This window comes from Pseudogracilibacillus sp. ICA-222130, from assembly GCF_037892545.1.
GTDB lineage: Bacteria > Bacillota > Bacilli > Bacillales > Amphibacillaceae > Pseudogracilibacillus.
The window spans coordinates 1-17,310 of the sequence record NZ_JBBKBG010000009.1 but is presented as its reverse complement, the minus strand read 5'-3'; the positions used below and the strand labels follow the sequence as shown (position 1 = coordinate 17,310).

16 protein-coding genes are annotated in these 17,310 nt (G+C 34.3%); 12 read left to right on the top strand and 4 right to left on the bottom strand.

The genetic code is table 11. From position 1 onward, the window contains the following. The first annotated feature begins 28 nt into the window (after nucleotides 1-28). The 3 genes from WKT09_RS05835 (at nucleotide 29) to WKT09_RS05825 (ending at nucleotide 2,662) form a co-directional block, all read left to right on the top strand. Nucleotides 29-193 carry a gamma-type small acid-soluble spore protein gene (locus tag WKT09_RS05835; RefSeq protein WP_340415131.1) on the top strand — a complete coding sequence of 55 codons (165 nt, stop codon included), beginning with the start codon at nucleotides 29-31 and terminating at the stop codon, nucleotides 191-193. Nucleotides 194-375: 182 nt separating this feature from the next. Beyond that, nucleotides 376-903, top strand: coding sequence for a DUF402 domain-containing protein (locus tag WKT09_RS05830; protein WP_340415130.1), 528 nt, complete (start codon nucleotides 376-378; stop codon nucleotides 901-903). After that, nucleotides 896-2,662 carry an ABC transporter ATP-binding protein gene (locus WKT09_RS05825; protein WP_340415129.1) on the top strand — a complete coding sequence of 589 codons (1,767 nt, stop codon included), beginning with the start codon at nucleotides 896-898 and terminating at the stop codon, nucleotides 2,660-2,662. Before WKT09_RS05830 ends, WKT09_RS05825 begins: the two co-directional genes overlap by 8 nt. Nucleotides 2,663-2,769: 107 nt before the next feature. On the opposite strand, the gene WKT09_RS05820 is transcribed toward WKT09_RS05825, so the two are convergent. Then, nucleotides 2,770-3,963, bottom strand: a complete 1,194-nt coding sequence (locus tag WKT09_RS05820) for an ornithine--oxo-acid transaminase (RefSeq protein ID WP_340415128.1) — start codon at nucleotides 3,961-3,963, stop codon at nucleotides 2,770-2,772. 104 nt (nucleotides 3,964-4,067) lie between these two features. Between WKT09_RS05820 and WKT09_RS05815 the strand changes: the two genes are divergently transcribed. The 4 genes from WKT09_RS05815 to perR all read left to right on the top strand — a co-directional run bounded on the left by WKT09_RS05815 (nucleotide 4,068) and on the right by perR (nucleotide 7,416). Continuing rightward, nucleotides 4,068-5,666 (top strand): M20/M25/M40 family metallo-hydrolase, encoded by a 1,599-nt coding sequence (locus WKT09_RS05815; protein WP_340415187.1) that lies wholly within the window; start codon nucleotides 4,068-4,070, stop codon nucleotides 5,664-5,666. 86 nt (nucleotides 5,667-5,752) lie between these two features. Continuing rightward, nucleotides 5,753-6,220 carry a thioredoxin-dependent thiol peroxidase gene (gene bcp / locus WKT09_RS05810; protein ID WP_340415127.1) on the top strand — a complete coding sequence of 156 codons (468 nt, stop codon included), beginning with the start codon at nucleotides 5,753-5,755 and terminating at the stop codon, nucleotides 6,218-6,220. Nucleotides 6,221-6,233: 13 nt separating this feature from the next. After that, nucleotides 6,234-6,791, top strand: a complete 558-nt coding sequence (locus WKT09_RS05805; RefSeq protein ID WP_340415126.1) for a cob(I)yrinic acid a,c-diamide adenosyltransferase — start codon at nucleotides 6,234-6,236, stop codon at nucleotides 6,789-6,791. A 187-nt stretch (nucleotides 6,792-6,978) separates the two neighbouring features. After that, on the top strand, nucleotides 6,979-7,416 hold the full coding sequence (gene perR, locus WKT09_RS05800) for a peroxide-responsive transcriptional repressor PerR (RefSeq protein ID WP_340415125.1): 438 nt from the start codon (nucleotides 6,979-6,981) through the stop codon (nucleotides 7,414-7,416). Nucleotides 7,417-7,644: 228 nt separating this feature from the next. Here perR and WKT09_RS05795 read toward each other — a convergent pair whose 3' ends face one another. Next, nucleotides 7,645-9,375, bottom strand: a complete 1,731-nt coding sequence (locus tag WKT09_RS05795) for a chorismate-binding protein (protein WP_340415124.1) — start codon at nucleotides 9,373-9,375, stop codon at nucleotides 7,645-7,647. 12 nt (nucleotides 9,376-9,387) lie between these two features. After that, complete coding sequence (locus tag WKT09_RS05790) at nucleotides 9,388-9,780, bottom strand: YgzB family protein (RefSeq protein WP_340415123.1); 393 nt, start codon at nucleotides 9,778-9,780, stop codon at nucleotides 9,388-9,390. Nucleotides 9,781-9,924: 144 nt separating this feature from the next. Between WKT09_RS05790 and WKT09_RS05785 the strand changes: the two genes are divergently transcribed. The 5 genes from WKT09_RS05785 to WKT09_RS05765 all read left to right on the top strand — a co-directional run bounded on the left by WKT09_RS05785 (nucleotide 9,925) and on the right by WKT09_RS05765 (nucleotide 15,021). After that, the gene (locus tag WKT09_RS05785; RefSeq protein WP_340415122.1) at nucleotides 9,925-11,133 is read left to right on the top strand and encodes a CynX/NimT family MFS transporter; all 1,209 of its coding nucleotides are present in this window, start codon (nucleotides 9,925-9,927) and stop codon (nucleotides 11,131-11,133) included. A gap of 278 nt (nucleotides 11,134-11,411) precedes the next feature. Further along, nucleotides 11,412-12,932 (top strand): aldehyde dehydrogenase, encoded by a 1,521-nt coding sequence (adh, locus tag WKT09_RS05780; RefSeq protein WP_340415121.1) that lies wholly within the window; start codon nucleotides 11,412-11,414, stop codon nucleotides 12,930-12,932. 117 nt (nucleotides 12,933-13,049) lie between these two features. Continuing rightward, complete coding sequence (locus tag WKT09_RS05775) at nucleotides 13,050-13,406, top strand: DUF779 domain-containing protein (protein WP_340415120.1); 357 nt, start codon at nucleotides 13,050-13,052, stop codon at nucleotides 13,404-13,406. A gap of 67 nt (nucleotides 13,407-13,473) precedes the next feature. Beyond that, the gene (locus WKT09_RS05770) at nucleotides 13,474-14,481 is read left to right on the top strand and encodes a hypothetical protein (RefSeq protein WP_340415119.1); all 1,008 of its coding nucleotides are present in this window, start codon (nucleotides 13,474-13,476) and stop codon (nucleotides 14,479-14,481) included. 87 nt (nucleotides 14,482-14,568) lie between these two features. Continuing rightward, on the top strand, nucleotides 14,569-15,021 hold the full coding sequence (locus WKT09_RS05765; RefSeq protein ID WP_340415118.1) for an IDEAL domain-containing protein: 453 nt from the start codon (nucleotides 14,569-14,571) through the stop codon (nucleotides 15,019-15,021). A 110-nt stretch (nucleotides 15,022-15,131) separates the two neighbouring features. Here the strand turns inward: WKT09_RS05765 and WKT09_RS05760 are convergent, their stop codons facing one another. Continuing rightward, nucleotides 15,132-17,153 (bottom strand): penicillin-binding transpeptidase domain-containing protein, encoded by a 2,022-nt coding sequence (locus WKT09_RS05760; protein WP_340415117.1) that lies wholly within the window; start codon nucleotides 17,151-17,153, stop codon nucleotides 15,132-15,134. Between the last annotated feature and the right edge of the window lie 157 nt (nucleotides 17,154-17,310).

Below are 17,310 nucleotides of genomic sequence, written 5' to 3'. Positions count from 1 at the left end.
AAACGTAAGTACTGCGGAGGTGATAGCGATGCCGAAAAAGTCAAAAGCAGGGACGAACGTGCAAAAAGTAAGAAAACAAAATGAACGTTCAGCCCAAGCACAACCTGGACAGTACGGTACGGAATTCGCAGAAGAAACAACTGCGGAGGAAGTGAAAAAGCAAAATCAAAAATCGCAACAAAACAAACAGTAAATAAAAGCAAACTGCAAGTGAACACGCCCCATAAACATAAAAGTACAATGAGAAGGTTCAAAATGGACCTCTCATTGTACTTTTTTCCTTTTATACATACCCCATTTACAAACAGCAAACTTTCTTAAAACATACAACATGGTATACTTGGTAATACATCCAATAGAAAGGGTGTATGTTACATGAATAAAGGTTCGACTATCTCAATCGAGAGTTTGAAACATGATAAGTCCCTTCATCGTCGTTGGGAAACGAATGAAATTTTATATACCGATACAAATATCGTAATTGGAAAGAATAATCGCACGATGGTAGTAGAACGAAACAAAAAACGATGGCGAACGAAAGAACCAGCCATTTTTTACTTTGATGATCGTTATTGGTTCAATATTATTTTATTGTTTGGTGAAAGCTATTATTATTATTGTAATATGGCCTCACCATTTATGTATGCCAACAAAAAAATAACGTATATCGATTATGATCTCGACATCATCGTGGATGAATCATATGCTTATAACATAATGGATGAAGAAGATTTTTTGCTTCATCAACAACAATACCATTATGAGGAAGCAGTCGTTCAAAAAGTAATGGAGCATAAGGAAATATTAATCGAGTGGATAGAAATGCGAAAAGGTCCATTTCATCCATCATTTATTGAAAAATGGTTACAAGTTATCGAAAAGGAAGATGGAGAGCATGAGTAGTATTAAGCAGTATATGAAGTTTGTAAAACCATATATGGGTCAAATTATATGGACTATTGTTATTGGAATATTTAAGTTTGCGATTCCATTATTTATTCCTCTTATTTTAAAATTTGTCATTGATGATATTATCCAAGGGGATATGACAGAAGCAGCAAAAACAACCAAATTATTATGGTTGATGGGAATTTCGTTTGGCGTATTCCTAATATTACGTCCACCAATCGAATATTTACGTCAATATTTAGCGCAATTAGTAAGTAGCAAAATTTTATTTGATATACGGGACAAGGCATTTGATCATATTCAACGCTTGAGCTTGAAATATTATTCAAATAGTAAAACAGGAGAAATTATTTCTCGTGTCATTCATGATGTCGAACAAACGAAAAACTTTGTCGTCACAGGATTGATGAACGTTTGGTTAGATTTAGTGACCATCGTTATTGCAGTTGTAATCATGTTAACGATGGATGTAAAATTAACCATTGTTTCTATTATTTTATTCCCACTATACGGTTTTTCGGTAAAATATTTTTATGCAAAATTACGTGATTTAACACGCCAACGTTCCCAAGCTTTAGCAGAAGTACAAGGTCATTTGCATGAACGTGTACAAGGTATATCGGTGACGAGAAGTTTTGCCTTAGAAGAGTATGAACAGGAACAATTTGCAAAAAGAAACAAACATTTTTTAGATAAAGCAATAGAACATACGGATTGGAACGCAAAAACATTTGCTGTGACGAACACGATTACAGACTTAGCACCATTACTCGTGATCACTTTTGCAGGATATCAAGTGATTCATGGTAATTTAACGATTGGGACGATGGTTGCTTTTACTGGATATATGGAAAGAGTGTACAGTCCTTTACGTCGTTTAATTAATTCTTCTACTGTACTGACACAATCTATCGCTTCGATTGATCGTGTATTTGAATTCATGAATGAAACGTATGACATTGATGATAAAAAAGATGCTGTACAACTGGGACGTGTGGAAGGGAATATTCAGTTGAAAGATGTACATTTTTCTTATGATGCAAAAGATGGAGACGTATTAAGCGACATTAACTTACATGTGAAAAAAGGGGAAACGATTGCGCTTGTTGGAATGAGTGGTGGTGGAAAGTCCACACTTATTAGCTTAATTCCACGTTTTTATGATGTAACAAAAGGTTCGATAACTGTTGACGGGCATGATGTAAGGAATGTGACCCAACGTTCATTAAGAAATAATATTGGTATGGTGTTACAAGACAATATTTTATTCAGTGAATCCATTGCGATGAATATTCGAATGGGGAATCCTGAAGCGACAGATGAAGAAGTAATCGAAGCGGCAAAAAAGGCTAATGCACATGATTTTATTATGTCACTACCTAATCAATATGACACATTAGTCGGTGAACGAGGAGTAAAATTATCTGGTGGGCAACAGCAAAGAGTTGCGATCGCTCGGGTATTTTTAAAAAATCCGCCCATTTTAATTTTTGATGAAGCAACATCCGCACTTGATTTAGAAAGTGAACATATGATACAAGAAGCATTAAGTAAGTTGTCAGAAGAAAGAACGACATTTGTTGTTGCGCACCGTTTAGCGACGATTACACATGCGGATCGTATTGTCGTCATTGAACATGGAAAAATTACCGAAGTTGGATCACACGAGGAATTATTACGGAAGCGTGGAAGTTATTATGACTTGTATCAAGTGCAAGATTTTCATAATGAGGCTACTGTTGTGAACGAATAATAATGCAAGGAAAATTGGAACAAACAACATAGGGAGACACGAAGAGGGGAGAAAGGATCCATTACTTCGTGTTTCCCTAGTAAATAAAATGTTTGTTCTTTTATTTTTTATATGGATAGTACCTTTTTAATTCTTTCAATGGCCCAATCTAAATCCTCTTTTTTAATGATGAGTGGTGGAGCAAAGCGAATGACATTATCATGTGTTTCTTTGCAAAGCAACCCTTCTTCTTTCAATTTTTCACAATATGGTCTGGCAAGTTCCGTTAATTCCATGCCAATAAATAAACCTCTGCCACGGACTTCTTTTATCATCGGGTTGTGGATCTTCTTTAATTCCTTCATCATATACGTACCTAGTTCATTGGACCGCTCGGGTAATTTTTCATCGATTATTACATCTAATGCAGCTATAGAAACGGCACAGGCTAATGGATTTCCACCAAAAGTGGAGCCATGTGAACCAGGTTCAAACACGCCGAGAATATCTTTGTTTGCCGTTATACAAGATATAGGGAAAACTCCACCACCTAATGCTTTTCCTAAAATGTATATATCAGGTTCCACTTCATCCCAATCAGATGCGAATAATTTTCCACTTCTTCCTAGACCTGATTGAATTTCATCGGCAATAAATAAAACATTTTGTTCCTTACATAATTCATATGCTTCTTTTAAAAATCCTGTTGGAGGAATGTTCACCCCTGCTTCACCTTGAATCGGTTCGATTAAAAAGGCTGCAGTATGTTCATTTATTGCCTCACGTAGTGCATCTATATGACCGAAAGGAACTGTTACACATCCCTCTAATAATGGGCCAAATCCTCTTTGATTACTTTCTTCCGATGATAAAGATATGGCTGCCATCGTACGACCGTGAAAATTATTTACACATGCAATAATTTTTGCTTTATTTTCTGGCACTCCTTTTACATCATATGCCCATCTTCTAGCTGTTTTAATTGCTGTTTCCACAGCTTCAGCACCAGTATTCATCGGAAGTGCCATCTCTTTATTCGTTAAGGTACATATCTTTTCGTACCATGGACCTAATAAATCATGATGAAATGCGCGAGATGTAAGGGTGACAAGTTCTGCTTGCTCTTTTAAAGCAGCGATAATTTTCGGATGACGATGTCCTTGATTGACAGAAGAATAGGCACTTAATAAATCCATATAATGATTTCCTTCACAATCCTCTACCCACACCCCTTCTGCTTTATGAATGACAATAGGTAATGGATGATAGTTATTTGCACCGTATTTTTCTGTTTGTTGGATCACTCTTTCACTCTTATTCATATAAAAATCCCTCCATTTCATTGAATTAGGAATGTTTCGACAATGATGTTTGGTATAATTATAGCATAAGTCATTATATGTGGAGGGAACCTATCGTGAAACAAATGAAATGGAGTAGTCGAGAGCAATTGGAACAGTTACTCATTCAATTAGTGAAATTTGAGAGTCGAACAGGGACGGAAGGAGAAAAGAAATTTCCAGAATTTTTGCAGGAGTTAATAATGGACGTACCTTATTTTGTCCATAACCCGACACATATTCAACTCATCGATGCAAAGAAAGGGAGACAGGCAGTTAGTGCATTATATCGTACAGAAAAAACAGCCAATACGATCGTATTAATGAGTCATTTTGATACCGTTCATACGAGAGAATATGGGGCATTAGAAAGGATCGCATGTGACCCATATGCGTTAGAGCAAGCATTATTTGAAAACATACATGATGTATCTTCGGAAGTACGAGCTGACCTTCAAAGTGAAGCATATTTATTTGGAAGAGGCACAATGGATATGAAAATGGGATTGGCCTTGCATCTTTCGATAATAGAAAAAGCGTCCATCGAGCAATGGCCAATCAACATATTATTATTAAGTGTACCAGATGAAGAGGTGAATTCAGATGGTATGAGGGCAGCTGTGGAATATATAGCAACATTACAAGAGACTCAATCATTAACATTTATTCTATTTTTAAATAGTGAACCATCCTTTAAGCAAAAGCCAAACGATTTATCTTATTATATATATACAGGGTCAATCGGGAAATTAATGCCAACTGCATTAAGTTACGGAATTGAAACACATGCAGGTGAACCTTTAAATGGTATAAATGCGCATTATATGACATCGTTTATAACGAGTGCAATGGAATTTAATGAACAATTTCAAGAAACGGTTTATGGAGAAACAACACCATTGCCAACCTGTTTACAAGTAGTCGATTTGAAAAAAGATTACTCTACTCAAACGTCCCACCATGTTGCAGCATATTTTAATGTGCAAGTGATGAAGCAATCAGCTGAGGATGTTATGACAAAATTTGAACGGATTGTTCAACAAGCAATAGAAAAATGTGAGCGATCCTATCATCAATTATGTGAACGTCAACATATAACCCCGATTGGAAACATCAATGTGATGACATATGAGCAGTTATATGCTTATGCGATAAAAAAATATGGGGAAGGAAAGATACGTCATTTGATTCAATTGGAAGAACAAATATTTGATGATCGAATGGCAGTTACGATGATGGTCGACCGATTAATGGCAAGCTGTAAAGAATTAGCTCCGATTGTCATTCTCTTTTTTGCACCACCATATTATCCAGCAGTCAATAGTTCAAATGACAATGGGATAAAAAAACTAGTTACCATTATCAAGGAAACGATGCAAGAGGATTTTAAGAAACAAGTATCACACATTCATTATTTTAACGGTATTTGTGATTTAAGTTATGTGAATTATGATATACATGATGAAGGTTGGAAAACATATGCCATTAATTGTCCACGTTGGGGGAATGGATATTCGATCCCTTTTGAAGCGATGAAACAATTACAAGCACCAGTGTTAAATGTTGGGCCATATGGAAAAGATGCACATAAATTAACAGAACGTCTTCATAAACAGAGTGCTTTTATAGAAACACCTATATTGCCTGAAAAAATTTTTCGGCAATATTTTAATGGTTCATCGTAATGATAAAATCTTTTTAAAATGAAATCCCTTTCTAGTATATGATAAGATGAAAGAAATACTTGTAAAATAAAATGGAGGTATTTAGGATGACAGTGGAAGTAGGAAAAGAAGCACCTAATTTTACATTAGATAATCAAGATGGTGAAAAAATTACGTTATCAGATTACCGTGGGAAGAACGTCGTTTTATACTTTTACCCGAAAGATATGACACCAGGTTGTACCACACAAGCATGTGATTTTAGAGATAATTATACACAATTTAAAGATATAAATACGGTTATTTTAGGAATAAGTCCAGATCCGATAGAACGACATCAGAAATTTATCGATAAGCATGATCTTCCATTCCCATTATTGGCAGATACAACACATGAAGTGGCAGAACAATACGGTGTGTGGAAATTAAAGAAAATGTTTGGAAAAGAATTTTACGGGATTGAACGTTCTACTTTTATTATTGATAAGGAAGGTATCGTTCAAAAAGTATACCGTAAAGTAAAAGTGAAAGAACATATCGCTCAAACATTAGAAGATGTAAAAGAGCTATCATAAAAGGGGGAGAAGGATGCGTATATATACACGTTCAGGTGATAAAGGAACAACTTCTCTTGTATATGGAAAACGTGTGGCAAAAACCGATTCTAGAGTTGAAGCTTATGGTACATGTGATGAAGCAAACTCTATGATAGGTTTAGCATTAAGTTATATCCATGAACGAGATTGGGATAAAAAAGAAGCATTTTTAGAAAAGCTGTACAGAGTACAAACCGTATTATTCCATGTTGGTGCTGAATTATCAACACCGAGTGATCGTGAAGTTGCATGGAAGTTAAAGGAAGCGCATATAACAGAATTAGAAGAACAAATTGATGAATGGAGTGAAATTCTACCTCCATTAACACAGTTTATCTTGCCTTCTGGGAATAATGCATCTAGTGCACTACATTTAGCACGTACCATCGTAAGACGCGCAGAAAGAATGGCTGTAGCTGTACAAGATGAACTACAAGACACATTGTCCATTTCGTATTTAAATCGCTTATCTGATTATTTATTTGTTGCAGCAAGATATGTGAACTATGAACTAGGTGGACCAGAAATTCCATTACAAGTTGATATGTAATTCTCAATAGAATATAAAATTCTCATTTGTTTTGAATGACATGTGGATGGGTCTATTTGTCTTAATACTTATTATCGATTGAAAGTGTTTATAAATTGACAAGAAGCCATCAGAGGATGTACACTATTAATAATCATTATAATCTGCATGGATTATGAAAATTTGAGTGAAAGTGAGGTGCATGACGATGCTAGACGATAAGATGCAAATTGCGATTGAAACATTAAAAAGGTCTGGCGTTCGGATCACACCACAACGTCATGCGGTTCTTGAATATTTACTTACGTCGATGGAACATCCAACAGCAGATGACATTTACAAAGCACTAGAAACGAAATTTCCGAATATTAGTGTTGCAACAGTTTACAATAATTTACGTATTTTACGTGAAATTGGCTTAGTGAAAGAATTAACATATGGGGATGAATCAAGTAGATTTGATAGTAATATGCATGAGCATTATCATATCATTTGTGAAACTTGTGGAAAGATTGAAGATTTCCATTATCCTCCTTTAGACGAAATTGAAGTATTAGCGGAAAAAGTGAGTGGCTTTGATATAAGTCATCATCGTATGGAATTATACGGTAAGTGTAAAGAGTGTTCAGAAACTAAAGTACAATAAAATAAGAACGTAAAGAATTTTATATTAAAAAAATGGTCATGTTTGCCTATAAAGGTAGAACATGGCCATTTTTTATACACTCGAAATTTACCTCATATCGTATATAATATGTGATGAGCCGAATTATTTTAGATTCACACTTATTAAAAATAAAGAAAAATCCACCTCCATCATTGCTTAACGATTATAGAGGCGGATCATAATATGTAACTTTGAAAAAACGGAAAATTAGATATTAACTAGCTCTACCTTGATCCATTGGCGTACACTATTAATGAACCAAATAGCGTCCGCAGATATTATATCCTCTTTGAAAAGAACTTTTTCCTTTACAACACCATCTCGTACAAGTCGCCTACGAAACGTACCATTTAGCAGTCCGGAAGTAACAGGAGGGGTAAATTTTTCACCATTTAATTCAATCACGATATTTCCGATGGTAAACTCCGTAATTTCACCACGTTCGTTCCATAGTAGCGTATCAAAATAATCGTCGTGTTGAAATGCTTCATAAAAACGACGGTTAGTTGTTTTATGATATAAAAATGGATTATGACTATCGATGCTATTCGAAGCTAAGACTACTTTTACATTATTCGTTGCTTTTAAAGGAAAAATTTCATGTTTTATGTGTCCATTTGGATATAATAAACAACGAAGACGGAAAAGACCTGTAGGGTGTTTATCTTTATATTGCTGTAAAATGGCATCAAGTTTATCTAATGAAAAGGCAAAGTCGAAATAGGCTGCCGAATTTTTTAATCTTTCTTTATGCTCTTTTAAAAAAAGCCATTCCCCATCCTGTAAACCGATCGTTTCAATTAATTGAAATGGCGGTTCTCTATAGGTTAATACATTTGTTTTCGTATGAACCTCTTCATATTCACCTTCAACAGTAGATTTCCTCGTTATAGCCCCACCTGCACCATAGGTAGCAATCCCATTTTGTCGATCAATCGCAACAGTACGTATCGGTACATTAAAAATAGCTTCATTATGTGGACTGAAATAACCGATGGCACCACAATATACATGACGTGGATACGGCTCTACATTCGCGATTAACTTTAAAGTCGCCTTTTTTGGTGTGCCAGAAATAGAACCACAAGGAAATAATCGCTTGAACAATTCTGTTATCGTAATGGATTCTTTTACTTTTCCCATAATGGTTGATGTCATTTGATAAACAGTTGGATATTTTTCAACTGTAAACGCCTCTGTCACGTGAATCGAATCCTTTTCAGCTACTTGCTCGAGTTCTTTCTCCATTAATGTTGTGATTAACTTATTTTCATATCGATCTTTTTCAGATGAACGTAAATACGTATAATTTTTTTGATCTTCTTCGAATGTTTTGCCTCGTTTAACCGTACCTTTCATTGGACGAACTTTGATCGCATCTTCTTTGTAATGAAAAAATAATTCTGGAGAAACAGATAAAATATCCACATCATCGAAACGCAAATAAGCACTATAAAGAGATTGTTGTGCATTTTTTAAATCTTGATAATATTGATAACTATTACCAGTGAAATTTGCTTCAAAAGGAATCGTGTAGTTTACTTGTTCCGTTACACCGTTTTCAATTGCTTCCATGACACGTTGGAAATTTTTTTCGTAATCATCTTTCGTTACTTTCATGTTCCAGTTTGTTACATCGTATTCACCAAATAAATCACTTTTTGGGATAGATGTAGGGGATGAAAAAACACCGAAGGAAAGAAGTGGCATAGACTCATTTTGATGTTTGATGTCTACATCATAAAATGAATATGCCACTTCATAACTAAAATATCCTGCTACATAATATCCGTTTTGTATAGCTTGTTCGATTTGTTTCATACAAAAATCTACTTCATCTAATTTATTTGTCGTGATCATATATAAAGGATCTGTGAAAACGACCGAATTTTGATCGCTCGTTTGCTTAAAATCAAATTGTAGCAATATATTTTTCATTTTTCTCACCATTTATTCCGATTGTTGTTTTTCTTTCTTTAACTGTTTACGATATGCAGCACTATTATATTTTTCGTCAAATTCTTTTCCTTCTAGATTTTTATCTAATGTTAATGGTTGACGACAGTGCATACATGCATCTACACGCCCGAGCATTTTAGTTGGTTTTTCACAACTTGGACAAATAATTGGTATCGCCCGTGTCGAAAGTAAACCAATCCAGAAATAAACGACCGTACTAAAAATGATAAATAGAATCCCAAGGACAAAAAATGTCACCATTAACCATGGTGTTTTTTTCAATAAAATTCCGATATACATTACGCCAATTCCAATGAAAATTAAACTTAATGCAAAGCTTCGGATCCTATTGATTCTATTTTTATATACTAATTTTTCTGCCAATATAAATCCTCCTCTAACTCATCATTCGTATTATACCATGAATCATATCGTGTTGAACATTGAAAAATATGTCGAAACGAAAAACAAACAGGACCTATAATTATTCGTTGTATGTTATGATTAATTGTTAGAAAGGGGTATCCTATGAAACAAGAAAATAATAATATACAACATAGACAAATACTATTATTTATCGGAATCATTTTGGTTGCATTTAATTTAAGACCAGCCATTACATCGGTTGGACCGGTTATAGGTATGGTACGAGATGATATAGGATTTCCGAATTGGGCAATTGCCTTTTTGACGAGTTTGCCTTTAATTGCTTTTGCAATCATGTCTCCACTCGTTCCGAGAATAGCTAATAGATGGACGAACGAAATCACTTTAACGATAGGCTTACTTATTTTAATTAGTGGTATTAGTTTACGGACTATTTCCTTATCGTTCTTTTTATTTACAGGAACATTATTAGTCGGTCTAGGAATTGCAGTGTTGAATGTTTTGTTACCAGGTGTGATCAAAGAAAATTTTCCAGCTAAAGTGGCATTAATGACAAGTTTGTATACAACGTCGATGTCGTTATTTGCAACAGCTGGTTCGGCAGTAAGCGTGCCAATTGCTGAAGGAATGAAATTAGGGTGGCAATGGGCATTATTCATTTGGGTCCTTCCAGCGGTAATTGCTTTTATTGTATGGCTATTTATTTTAAAGGGGAAAAAAGGAGAAAAGGAATCTAGTATGCCATATTTGGAATATGGTCAACGAAGCGGTGGAATCTGGAAGGATGGTTTTGCATGGAAAATCGCTCTGTTCATGGGTTTGCAATCTTCTTTATTTTACATATTAATATCATGGCTACCTGAAATAATGATTGATGATGGATTAAATCCAACAAATGCTGGATTTGTTTTAGCTTTGTTCCAACTTGTTGCCATTCCTGTTAGTTTCACGATTCCAATGTTTGCCATTCGTTTTAAACGTCAAAGTTTGATTGTTCTTTTCGTTAATATATTTTTTATTATTGGAATGATAGGATTAATTTTACAGACGAGTTGGACGATTACGCTCATTTCCGTAATGATTATTGGAATTGGTTCTAGCGCGAATTTTGCGTTATCTCTCCTGTTTTTATCCATTCGTGCCCAAAATGCAAAAGATGCTTCTGAATTATCAGGAATGGCGCAATCTGTCGGATATATTGTAGCAGCGTTTGGTCCGATTGTAGCAGGGTATTTGTACGATGTTACACATAATTGGACGATACCATTAGTTGGTGTCATTATTATATTAATTGCTGTATTACTATTTGGATATCAAGCAGGGAAAGATCGATATGTACTACAGAAATAAATAATGGACAAACATAAAATCGCTCGTGTACACTATTCGTTTTTATACCGAGTGATTTTTTAAATCTCTTAACGGTGAAAAAAGGGAAGGTTTACGTCATGGTACCTTGTTCGTCGATCACAAAAAGATTTATAGGTTCGTAAAATTTCACAAAAAATTGGTGGATAAAAGATTCAAATAATTGAAAAAACAATTCATTACTGTTAAGATAAAATTAAGTTTACAATGTGTTTTCACTCATTGTAAGCGATTACAAATATAGGTTAGGAGGATGGAGTATGAGATATGCAAATCCAAATACAGAAGGAGCAATTGTTAATTTTAAGGAAAAATATGATAACTACATAGGAGGAGAATATGTAGCACCAGTGAATGGTCAATATTTTGAAAATGTAACACCTGTTACTGGTAAAGTGTTTTGTGAAGTAGCTAGATCGACAAAAGAAGATATTGAATTAGCGTTAGATGCGGCGCACAAAGCGAAAAAAGGATGGGGCGAAACATCTCCAACTGAAAGAGCGAATATTTTACTTAAAATAGCAGATCGAATGGAAGAGAATTTGGAAAGATTAGCAGTAGCAGAAACATGGGACAATGGTAAAGCTGTAAGAGAAACATTGGCAGCAGACATTCCATTAGCGATTGATCATTTTCGCTATTTTGCTTCAGCAATAAGGTCTCAAGAAGGAACATTAAGTCAAATTGACAATGATACTGTAGCATATCATTTTCATGAGCCGTTAGGGGTAGTGGGACAAATTATTCCTTGGAACTTCCCAATTTTAATGGCAACATGGAAAATTGCACCGGCATTAGCGGCAGGAAATTGTATTGTATTGAAGCCAGCCGAGCAAACACCAGCCTCCATTTTTATATTACTAGATATCATTGGTGATTTATTACCAGCAGGAGTATTAAACGTTGTAAATGGTTTCGGTGTCGAAGCAGGAAAACCATTAGCCTCCAATAGTAGAATTTCTAAAATAGCATTTACGGGGGAGACGACGACAGGAAGATTAATTATGCAATATGCATCTGAAAATATTATTCCTGTAACGTTAGAGTTAGGTGGGAAGTCACCGAATATTTTCTTCAAAGACGTGATGGATGAAGAGGATGGATTTTTAGATAAAGCCGTAGAAGGATTAGTAATGTTTGCTTTAAACCAAGGGGAAGTATGTACTTGTCCATCAAGAGCATTAGTTCATGAAGATATTTATGATCAATTTATGGAACGTGCTATCGAACGAGTGAAACAAATTAAAATTGGTCATCCGTTAGATACGGAGACGATGATGGGAGCACAAGCTTCGGCAGAACAATTAGAAAAAATTCTATCTTATTTAGATATTGGAAAAGAAGAAGGTGCGGAAGTATTAGTTGGTGGAAACCGAAATAATCTAGAAGGTGAGTTAGATAGTGGATATTATGTAGAACCAACAGTATTTAAAGGAAATAACAATATGCGTATTTTCCAAGAAGAAATTTTTGGCCCTGTTTTAGCGGTTACAACATTCTCATCTGATGAAGAAGCATTAGAGATTGCAAATGATACTTTGTATGGTTTAGGGGCAGGAGTTTGGACACGTAATACGAATAAGGCATACCGTTTTGGACGAAATATTGAAGCTGGACGTGTATGGACGAATTGTTACCACGCATATCCTGCACATGCAGCATTTGGTGGATACAAAAAATCTGGTATTGGAAGAGAAACACACTTAATGATGTTAGCTCATTACCAGCAAACGAAAAACTTGTTAGTAAGCTATAGTGAAGAACCAACAGGTTTATTTTAATTAAATATCAATTGGAAAAACCCGTAAACAGGAAAGTGGGAGTATGCTATATACAGGTCACCCACAAAGTGACTTGTTTACGGGTTTTTCCGTATAAAAATCGGAGAGGTGAGGATAATGGTAGAAAAAGTTGTTGCGACAGAAGCGGCGATAGAATTGATTGAAAAATTGAAGGCGATACATGGTGATTTAATGTTCCATCAGTCCGGCGGATGTTGTGACGGTAGTTCTCCGATGTGTTACCCGCGTGGAGAGTTTCGAGTCGGGGAATCTGATGTCTTATTAGGTGAAATTGACGATACACCATTTTATATGTCCAAAGATCAATATGAGTATTGGAAACATACACAATTAATTATTGATGTTGTCGATGGAAGAGGCGGCATGTTTTCATTAGAAGGTCCAGAAGGAAAAAGATTTTTAACGAGATCACGTGTTTTTACAGATGAAGAAAGAGAAGTACTAAATTTATAAAAGAGCACATATACTTTATTAGAATCATACGATATAAGTATCTTGATGAAATGAAAGGTGTTTAATGTTGAAGAATAAGTTGTATTATTATGCAAGGGGCCATACAGCAAAGGGAATGGTAAATTATTGGGAATCGAATGCGAAGGATGTGGAGGATGTATATGTTTTCAAACACCCTTCCCTTTCTTTAACCTCCCAATTACTTCAAGATGTTATTGCTATGTTTGACGGGTTTGGCCAAGTTGAAGTGGTGATGAGTCCTTTTGGAAAAAATTTCATAGAGGGTATTATTGTAAGAGACTATTCTATCGCTTTTATGGATGACTATTATATTAACAGGGAAGTTAATCTAATAGATTTCACTCAAGGGATGGACCAAACACTATTACAGGATATAGAACAATTAGAAGATTCCATCAAGCAAATATGTGAGAAAACGTATGAAAAGTTTGAAAAGAGTTTAATGATTCATGATACATTGGAAAATTTATTTTTAAATGAAATGAGTTTTCAACAAGCAGATGCGGAAATTAATCGTACTATTACAGAGTTATTTTCGGATGTACAGAAGAAAAAGGATCAAGCGGTTATATATGAACGTCTATTTGGGACGAAAACACCTGATGGTACGACAGATTATGTGAAAGCTTTAATTGAACCTTTACAACATCGTTATTTTATAAAAGGAAGAGCAGGAACCGGGAAATCACATTTTATGAAACAAATTGTGGAACAATGTATCACCTATCATTTAGATGTGGAACTGTATCGTTGTAGTTTCGATCCGGATAGTATTGATATGATTATTATTAGAGATTTGCAACTTTGTATGTTTGATAGTACCCCTCCACATGAATTTCATCCTACGCGAAAAGAAGATATCGTTATTGATTTATATGATATTGCATTAACACCTGGAACAGATGAAAAATATGCGGATGAAATTCAACGAATCGAAAAGGCTTATAAGCAAGAAATGAAAGATGGAGTTCACCAACTAAAAGAAATTAAGCTCGTACAACAACAAATTGATAACATATTACGACTATATGCCAATAAAAAGAAAGAAAATTAAAACGAAACGTTATAAAACTATTGAAATTATTCAGAAAATATAGTAAAATTAATCAACTACCATAAAAGTTATATAGGAGGTGGCAAAATGGTGACAGTAAAATTATTAAAACCTTATTATATAAAGATGAATAGTGAATATATTAGAGTTATTTTAGCGTATCAGTATTTTTCGTTAATTATTAATAAAAAGGTATATCATTTTATTCCGATAGAAGGACAAGAAATTTTAGTTAATCGAAAGACGAAGCAAGTTGTAAATACGGAGACAAAATTTGCCTTCCAAAATGGGAAAGATATTGTGTATTTAACCATGAAAAAGCTAACAACGTTAGAGGACTTTATGAACCAATTAGATGATATTATAAAGCCGTATTATGATAAAAAAATGGAAAAACAGAAAAAATATGAAGAGAAAATTGATGATCAAACTTCAAGCATTATAAAACAATTAGAAAAACAAAATATTATACGTTTAATAGATAAAGCGTTAGATGAGAAGGATGAGAAAATGTTTCAATATTTAACTAAATTATTATAATGAGAGAATTTCTATTATTGGACAATAGGAGTTCTCTTTTTTGTTTAAAAAACTATGAAAAAACACTACTATCCAATGGTTTATATACATGAATAGTAGTGTATAAAAAGTTATTTTCCTTTTTTAATTTCTTTTAATGCTTTTTGTACTTGTTTAGAAGCGTAACTACTCGTACCTATACTCTCTGACTTTTCAGCCATCATAGCAATAATAAGATCTTTATCTTCTGCATGATAACCGACAAACCAACCGTTTTCCGAACCAGTACCATCCTTTGTTGATTTTAGTTCAGCTGTACCGGTTTTCCCCGCAATTGGGAACTTCTCATCATTAATATTTTTTGCGGTACCCATTCGAACAACATCGCGTAAGTCATCATGTAATTCTTTCGCATGTTCTTTGCTTAAGACATTTTCTTTCCAAACTTGTCCTTTTTTATCAGAAGTTAAAAGAATTGGTTTTACCATATTTCCATCATTTATAATCGGCGTATATGTTAAGGCGACATGAAGTGCACTTACTTCAATTTCACCTTGTCCATAACTCGTATGAGCTAATAATATTTCATCTCGAATACCTTCTTCGTCATTGGAAATTTGTGATGGTCGAATCGTAATTGGTAAAGGTAATTTTTCTTCAAAACCATATTCCTTTAAACCTTCGACATATTTTTTGGACCCCATTTTAACAGTTTGCTGTGCAAAGTAAATATTATCGGAACGAATTAACGCATCTCGCAAGTCGACTGGACCACCAGAACTTGAAACCCTTGTAACTGTTTGTCCTCCCCAGTCTTCTTTTCCCCAAGTTAATCCATTGATGGTTAAACCATCATTTGGTTTAATTACGCCATTTTCTAATCCAACGGCAGCAGTGATAGTTTTCATAACAGATCCAGGGGCATATGTTGCTGCAAAGCGATTGACAAATGGTTCTAATGGATCGTTCATTAATTCATCCCAATTAGCTTGTGTAATTCCGTAAGTAAAATCATTTGGATTAAATCCAGGGCTACTTATCATTGCAATTATTTCTCCCGTTTTTGGATCGACAGCAGCAGCGGTTCCGGGATTCCCTTCGAGGGAATCATATAATTTATCTTGTGCATTAACGTCGATGGTTAATTGTATCGTTTCCCCATTTTTAACAGGTTTTTCTGCAATAGTAGTTTTATGTTTATCTTCATTAATAACAGAAATTTTAATGCCTTCTTCACCACGAAGCTTTTCCTCAAAGGTTAGCTCTAATCCTTGTTTTCCAATAAAATCTGTTTCTCTATAATTTCTATCTTTATGCTTTTTCATTTCTTCCGACGTAATTTTTCCGACATAACCGGTTAAATGTGCTGCAGCATGGCCAGCAGGATAAGTTCTACCAGATGTTTCTGTGTAAGATATAGCTGGGATTTGTGTTAGCTGTTTAAATGTATCTTTTGCTGATCTAGGTATAACTTTTAAAGGAATGAAAAAGTCCTCTTTTACCCAAGGTTCATCTAATTTTTCATCAATTTTTGCAACAGAGATACCGAGTAATCGGGCAATTTCTTCTTTTTCATCTGCTTCACTTTCAAAATCTTTTGGTACAATACCAATTTCATAAGCAATATCATTTATTGCTAATGGCATTTTATTACGATCTAAAATTTCACCACGTTTAGGTTTCTCCACGTCAATCTGAACTTTCCCGCCATCAGCAAGTTCAGGGAAAATTAATCCGGGATCCCAATCAATGACCCAATTTTCCTCCTCATCTTGTTCTTCATACGTTACATCAATATCTTGTACGAATGTAATAATCCCTGCTACTGAATCCATTTCAACCTCTAATGGAATCTTACCTTCCTTATTTTGTTTTATTTCTTTTAATTCATCATTCGACAATTGAATGTATGAAAATTTTAAATCATTAGCAGAAATATCTTCGTATATTTTTTCGTATCTTTGAATAAATTCTTCTTTTTCATATTGTTCTTTCGATTCCGCAGATAACATGTCATACATATCTGAAAAGCGTTCATTTTTCCAGTGGTTTAAATATGTATTTAACTCATCTGTAGGGTTAGGCGTTTGAAAGGAACAACTACTAAGTATAAATAAAGATAAAAATAAAAAACATAATAGCCATTTTCTCACTACAATTCCCCCCAAAAATGCGCACAAACATAAATGTGTTATAAAGATTATGTAATCGTTCATAGTATAAAAGGTTGAATTACATTTTGTCACAATTTATTAAAATTAAAACTGAATAAAAAATCATTTTGTTTATATGTAGAAACAAAATGATTTC